General features: G+C 63.0%; 6 protein-coding genes and 1 pseudogene. 3 read left to right on the forward strand and 4 right to left on the reverse strand.

Annotated elements, in window-relative coordinates:
* Positions 1–240 precede the first annotated feature (240 nt).
* On the forward strand, positions 241–1713 hold the full coding sequence (gene cls / locus AHiyo1_RS20820; RefSeq protein ID WP_113990729.1) for a cardiolipin synthase: 1473 nt from the start codon (positions 241–243) through the stop codon (positions 1711–1713).
* Positions 1714–1717: 4 nt separating this feature from the next.
* Here cls and AHiyo1_RS20825 read toward each other — a convergent pair whose 3' ends face one another.
* On the reverse strand, positions 1718–2164 hold the full coding sequence (locus AHiyo1_RS20825; protein WP_113990736.1) for a MarR family winged helix-turn-helix transcriptional regulator: 447 nt from the start codon (positions 2162–2164) through the stop codon (positions 1718–1720).
* A 112-nt stretch (positions 2165–2276) separates the two neighbouring features.
* On the opposite strand from AHiyo1_RS20825, the gene AHiyo1_RS20830 reads away from it, so the two are divergent.
* The gene (locus tag AHiyo1_RS20830) at positions 2277–3374 is read left to right on the forward strand and encodes an FAD-dependent oxidoreductase (RefSeq protein ID WP_059389860.1); all 1098 of its coding nucleotides are present in this window, start codon (positions 2277–2279) and stop codon (positions 3372–3374) included.
* Positions 3375–3395: 21 nt separating this feature from the next.
* On the opposite strand, the gene AHiyo1_RS20835 is transcribed toward AHiyo1_RS20830, so the two are convergent.
* Positions 3396–4115: a hypothetical protein gene (locus AHiyo1_RS20835; RefSeq protein ID WP_148667691.1), complete on the reverse strand. Its 720-nt coding sequence runs from the start codon at positions 4113–4115 to the stop codon at positions 3396–3398.
* A gap of 186 nt (positions 4116–4301) precedes the next feature.
* Entirely contained in the window at positions 4302–4766 is a 465-nt protein-coding gene (locus AHiyo1_RS20840) for a hypothetical protein (protein ID WP_059389862.1), read from the reverse strand.
* A 314-nt stretch (positions 4767–5080) separates the two neighbouring features.
* Here AHiyo1_RS20840 and AHiyo1_RS20845 point away from each other — a divergent pair.
* Positions 5081–6483: pseudogene (locus tag AHiyo1_RS20845) on the forward strand (NCS1 family nucleobase:cation symporter-1).
* Between the two features lie 3 nt (positions 6484–6486).
* On the opposite strand, the gene AHiyo1_RS20850 reads toward AHiyo1_RS20845, so the two are convergent.
* On the reverse strand, positions 6487–6852 hold a 366-nt coding region (locus AHiyo1_RS20850; RefSeq protein WP_172465685.1), incomplete at its 5' end, for a chorismate-binding protein.

Here is a 6852-nt window from a genome sequence, read left to right on the forward strand (position 1 = left end):
TCGAAGACGCCCGTCGCCCCGGGTGGCGCCCAGGTCGGTTGCCATGAGCTGAGGCTGGTGGAATCGGCGACGCGGCCGTTTTCGAACGCTGGATCCAGGAAAACGAGGACCGTCGAGGCAGGTAAAGTCATGCTTCCAGCTTAGTGCTGGCCCACAGGACGAACAGTCGCGAGCGGTGCGCCAGATAGGCTGGGCTGACTGTTGGTTCTTTGACTAACTATTCGATCGTGGGGGTGTGGGGTGCTGTTTCCTTTTCAGTTCGGGGTTGAGTGGACCTGGCTCCTCAGCGCGTGGGCCGTCGTCGAGATTATCCTGAGGGTGGTGCTGCTGGGCGTCATCCCCGGTAACCGCCGCCCCACCACGGCCATGGCGTGGCTCCTGGCCGTCTTCCTCGTTCCCTCCGTCGGCTTCGTCCTGTTCCTGTTGTTCGGCAATTTCCGCTTGTCCCGCCGTCGTCGTGAACAGCAGGAGGAAGTCAACGATCGGGTGCGTGCAGGCACGTCGGCGCTCGCCGACGTCGTCAGCACGTACTCGGGACCCGAATGGGTGACGTCGGCCGGTGAACTGAACCGGCGGCTGGGATCCTTGCCGATGGTGGACGGCAACTCCGTGGAGCTCTTCCCCGGCTACGAAGAGTCCATCAAAGCCATGGCGGAAGCGGTCAAGGGGGCCAAGAAGTTCGTCAACGCGGAGTTCTACATCATGAGCAGCGACTCAGTCACGGACGAACTGCTCACCGAGTTGGAAAAGGCAGCCGCGCGCGGCGTCAACGTCCGCCTTCTGTTCGACCACATCGGCACGCTGCGGATTCCCGGCTACCGAAAGCTGGTCCGCAGGCTCAAGCGCGGCCAGATCCAGTGGCGCCGCATGTTGCCGCTGTTGCCAATCCATGGCCAGTGGCGCCGTCCGGATTTGCGGAACCACCGGAAAATCCTGGTGATCGACGGCGAAATTGCCTTCACGGGTTCCCAGAACCTGATTGAGCCCTCCTACAACAACCCCAAGCACCGACGCGCCGGGCGCAAATGGGTGGAGCTTATGGCGCGGATGGAGGGGCCGATCGTTGCAACCCTCAACGTCGTCTTCGCCACCGACTGGCTGAGCGAAACCGACGAATCCCTCGAACATCAACTGCAAGTCGCGGTCCAGGCAACACCCGGCAGGATGACCGCACAGGTGGTTCCGAGCGGCCCGGGGTTCGTCACGGAAAACAACCTCCGCCTGTTCAATACGCTGATCTACTCGGCCCAGCACCGCATCTCGATCTGCAGCCCGTACTTCGTGCCCGACGATTCCCTGCTGTACGCCATCACGACGGCGGCCCAGCGTGGCGTCGACGTGGAACTTTTCGTCTCCGAGAAGGGCGACCAGTTCCTGGTCCACCATGCGCAGCGGTCCTACTACGAGGCGCTGCTGGAAGCCGGGGTACGGATCTACCTGTACCGCGCGCCGTACGTCCTGCACGCCAAGCACTTCACCATTGACGAAGAAGTGGCCGTCCTCGGTTCCAGCAACATGGACATGCGTTCCTTCTCACTCAACATGGAGGTGTCCGTGATGCTCCTGGGCGCCGAAGCCGTGGACAGTATGCGCTCTGTGGAGTCGAGCTACAGGGAAATGTGCCGCGAGCTGACCCTGGAGGGCTGGTTGCACCGGCCGATGCTTGCCAAATACGTGGACAATGTAGCGCGGCTTACGGCGACCCTACAGTAGGGACTCAGTCCTCGCAGGCCTCGTCCGCAGGTTCGCCGTGGATCCTCGACAGCAATCCATGGAGTTGCTGGAGCTCATCAGCGGAGAATCCCGCAAAGGCCTCCTGCTCGACGTCGGCCACCGCAACTTCAATGGATCCCACCGCGCGTTTGCCTTCCGCGGTGATTTCTACGATATGACGACGGCGGTCCGCGGGGTCCCGGCGTCGTTCCGCCAGCCCTTGGCGCTCAAGGTCGTTCAGGACCGCTACTAGTCCGCTCGCGTCGATGGAGAGAGCATCGATCAGGCCCTGCTGACTGAGCGGGCCGGACTCGTCAAGCCGGCACAGCAGCACGGCATGCCTCGGGCTGAGCCCGGAGGAGTCCAGCGCTTGGCGGAGGCGCGTATTCATGATGCGCCCGTGACGCGCAAGGAGGAACCCCAGTTGCTTTCCCGCTGCCGAAGAACTCATCAGGAAAATCTTATCACTGAGGAAATTATTGATAACCAACAATCGTTGTCATTCATAAACGATCTGGGCGGCACAAGCCGCGCAGCGTGAGCTTTCTACCGAGGGAGTTGCCATGAATGACCAGGCTCAGCACCCCACTGTGGTGGTTATCGGCGGAGGCTACGGCGGGATTTCCGTAGCCAAGGCGTTGGACGAACACGCGACGGTTACCTTGGTGGAACCCAAGGACGCTTTCGTACACAACATTGCGGCCCTCCGATCTGTGGTCCAAACCGATTTCCTGCCGCGGATGTTCCTTCCCTATGACCGCCTGTTGGCGCATGGAGAGGTACTCCGGGACCGCGCTGTCCGGGTGGACGGGCACACGGTCGAGCTGGCTTCGGGTGCCAGCCTGGCGCCGGACTACCTTGTCCTCGCCAGCGGTTCCAGCTACCCCTTCCCGGCCAAAAGCGATCGAATGGTCACCAGCGACGCCATCGCCCGCTACCAAGCCGCACATGACGACCTCAAACGTGCAGACAGGGTGATGCTGCTGGGCGCCGGGGCGGTCGGCCTTGAGTTCGCAGGCGAGATCGCGGCGGCATGGCCGGAGAAGGACATCGTGATGGTAGATGTGGCGGCGGACATCCTTCCCGGGCCCTACGATCCACGGCTGCGGATTGAGGTCAACCGGCAGTTGGATGAACTCGGCGTACGCCGGATTCTGGGAAGCCCGTTGGTGCAGTTGCCTCCTGTTCCTGCGGGTGAATTTGCCACCTTTACCGTCAACACCGCGGACGGTACCGCCATCCAGGCGGACATTTGGTTCCGCTGCTATGGAATAGCCCCGCAGACGGACTATGTGGCGGGAGGCCTCCTTGCCGCGCGGAACGCCGAGGGATACCTTGACGTCACCCCCGAACTCCGCGTTGCGGGCTTCGAGAACGTCTACGCTTTGGGCGACATTTCGGCGATCGACGTGAACAAGGCGGGCGTCGCGGGTCGCGAGGCCGCAGTGGTTGCCAAGAACATCCAAGCCCAGATCGAAGGCTCCGCGGATCTGGCCGCTTACACGCCGTCGAAGCCCGTCATCATCCTTCCGTTGGGACCGTCCGGCGGCTCGGGACAACTGCCCGACGGCGAGATCGCCAGCCCGGAGCTGATTTCCCAGATCAAGGGCCAACACATGATGATCGACCGCTATGTCGAAATGTTGAACCTCGGCGCTTGAGCTGTCCGCTTCCGCTGACTGCTAGCCGAGGACGGCGTTGACGAGTTTGACCAGTTCCGCCGCGGAGTCCGCGGTGACAGTGGCGCCCGTCTTGATCGCTGTGGCTCCGAGATTGCCTTTCACGCCGGTCACGGTCAGTGTGGTCACCTTCTGGCCCGACGGCAGGACCTGGGTGCTCAATGCTCCCGTTGACTGGTCCCCGCTGGTCTTCTGCGGCAACGGCTGGGTCTGGGTAGTGACCTTCTGCCCGCCCACCTCGATCGTGAAGGTGGAACACTGCGCCAGGGCATCAGCGGATTTCTTCGTCTGGCCGGCCAGGACGGCGGGGTCCTTCACCGCGAGGGCGGTGATCACTGTGACGGACTTATCCGCCGCCGAAATGCTCTCCCCTGCCGCATACGTCGCACCGTCCGGGACTTGCGCGTTGGTGTTCGCCAACGCTGCGCACGCCGGGGGTGTGATGACGGCGGACGCGAGCATCTGCTTCGCCGCGATGATGCCTTGATCCAGCTGCGCGGCAGGCACCACGGTCAAGGGCTTGCCCTGGTCATCCTTCAACTGCGCGACGATCGACGCAAGTTCCTCGTTGGTGTACGCCTTCGGTGTAGGAGTTGGTGTTGGTGTAGGCGTCGGTGTCGAGGAGGAAGCGGCGGCGTTGCCCGGATTTGCGGGACCTCCGCAGCCGGTCAACGCCAGTATGCCAGCAAAGAGAATCCCGAGCGGTGCGAGCATTTTTTTCATGTGTAGACCCCAATTTTTGTGGCGGCACGAACCTTCCCGGGGATAACCGGCATGGCCTTGCCTCAACCGCCCGGCCGGTCTTTCACCGCACCGGTAACAAGCGGCAATGAATAGGATGGTTGCCACGGTACACAATCAGTAGGCTTCCTAAATAGAGTGTGCCCTACTTGGATGCCGTGAGCCGGTTCAGTACTCGCCCTTGATCACGAAGTAGGAGCCGCGGATGACGCCTGCCAGCTTCGACTTCTGGCGAGCGAATTTGAAGCGTGACGCCAGTTCTTCCGGAATCTCCATGCCGTCCGAGAGCTTGAATCCGACAGCCCGCTTCCCGTCGGCCTCGATGCCGTACATAACGTTGACCGACAACCCGGACTCGTAGAAGACGTAGGCCATCCGCAAACCGTCGACGTCGAAGGCGGTTGCTTCCAGCGGGCGGGAGCTGATGACGATGTCACGCTCCTCCTTCAGGATGCGGCTCACGCGCTCGACGACTTCCGGAACCTCGCCGGCGGGGCTCACTGTGAAGACGTGGCCGTACTTGTTCCGGTAGTAGCGGCCCTCGTTGGCGCGCAACCCGGCAAGCGCCTCGGCAACGGGAGACGATTCCAGTCCGACGGTAGAGACATTCTCGAAGTCAACGATGTACGGCATGCACCCTCCTGGTAAGACGTAGTGGGACCAATGCTAACGTGACGGCGTGCGGGCACTACCAAGGGGGCTTTCCTTCGCGCCGCAATGGGGCGATTCTGGAATTCCAAGCATGTTTGGAAGCGTTCTTCGGAGGCGTCATGGCGCGGAAAAACGAGTCCCCGGCTGTGCAGGCACCGCCCGAGCCGGGAGACGAATACCCTGAGAAAGTCCGGATCCTCGCCGAAGGCCGATTGGTCAGCGACAGGCTGTGGAACGCGGACCTCGCACCCGCCCGGCAACGCAACTGGAGGGTCCGCAGCCTCTTCGCCCTGTGGATGTGCGACGTCCACAGCATCGCCGGTTACACTTTCGCGGCCGGCCTCTTCATCACGGGACTGGTGGGCTGGCAAGTCTTCCTGGCCCTGGTCCTCGGCATTACGCTGGTCTACTTCCTCATGAACTTCGCCGGGACGGCCGGGCAGAAAACGGGCGTACCGTATCCGGTCTTGGCTCGGATGTCCTTCGGCCTGTTCGGCGCCAACCTGGCTGCCTGATCCGGGCACTCATCGCCATCGCCTGGTACGGCATCCAGACCTGGCTCGCTTCGGAAGCCGTGCTGGTACTGCTGTTTTCCGTGTGGCCCCAGTTGACGTCGCTCGACGGTCCGGACGTGCCCCGCATCCTTGGCCTGACGCCGCTTGGTTGGGCGGCTTTCCTGGTCCTCTGGGCGGTCCAGCTGCTGGTCATCCGGCGCGGCATGGAGACGGTCCGGAAGTTCCAGGATTGGGCGGGCCCTGCAATCTGGGTGGCCATGTTCGCGCTCGCAATCTACATCCTGACGCAAGCGGGCAACAAGTTCAGCCTCTCGATCCCCGGCGTCGCGCCCTTGGACGGCCCGGCAGCCCTGACCCAGTTCTTCTCTGCCATCGCCCTCACAGTCACCTACTTTGCCGCGCTTCTCCTGAACTTTTGCGATTTCTCCCGGTTCGCACCAGACCGGAAGACCATCCTGCGCGGCAACTTCTGGGGCCTGCCCGTGAACTTCATCGCGTTCGCCCTGGTCACAGTGGTGGTCACAGCCGGTGCGGCGTCCTACTTCTCCGCAGACCAGTACCGCGGGCAGGACATGTTCAAGGTCATCACCGATCCCGTGGCGATCGTCCAGGCGATCAAGAATCCGTGGATCACCATCATCGCCGCCGTGACGTTCGTGGTGGCCACGATCGGCATCAATGTGGTGGCCAACTTCGTTTCGGCCTCCTACGACCTCGCCAACGTGGCCCCGCACAGGATCGACTTCCGCCGCGGCGGCCTCATCAGCGCGGTGTTGGCAATCGTGATCCTGCCCTGGAACCTCTTCAGCAGTCCCGTAGTGATCGTGTACTTCCTGGGCGGCCTGGGCGCGCTTCTCGGTCCGCTGTTCGGGGTCATCTTCACGGACTTCTTCCGCATCCGGCACCAGCGGTGCAAGGTCTCGGACCTGTACCACGAGGACGAGAAAGGCCTCTACTTCTACACCAAGGGCTGGAACCTCAAGGCCATTGCGGCGCTGGTCCCTGCCGCCGTCGTCGCAGGTGTTTTGGCCCTGGTCCCGGCCCTGCAGACATTCCTGCCGGGAGGCTCGGGCCTGGGCCCGTATTCATGGTTCGTGGGGGCCATCCTGGCCAGCCTGATTTACTACACGATCACCCGCAACGATCCCCGGACGGTCCGCGCCCGAACGGAGGAACACGACTGACGCTCAGATAGTGGGAAACTCCGCGCCCAGGGCGGAGAGCACGCCGAACGCCTTGGTCCGGATTTCCTCGTATTCGTCCTGGGGTGTCGAGTCCGCTGTGATGGCGCCCCCGACGCCGAGACTGAGCGTGCGTCCGCCGTTGCCGTCGGGACCCATCACCAGGGTCCGGATCACGACGGCGAGATCGGTCGCCGCATTGAGCGAAAAGTACCCGATCGCGCCGGAGTAGACCCCGCGCGGTCCGGACTCCAAGCCGTCAAGGATGTCCATGGTGCTGATCTTCGGGGCGCCCGTCATGGAGCCGGCAGGGAACGCGGCCGCCACGGCCTCGGCCCGCGGTGCTCCAGGCCGCAGCCGGGCGTCGATGGT

Origin of the sequence: Arthrobacter sp. Hiyo1, from assembly GCF_001263615.2 — a bacterium.
Classification (GTDB): Bacteria; Actinomycetota; Actinomycetes; order Actinomycetales; family Micrococcaceae; genus Arthrobacter.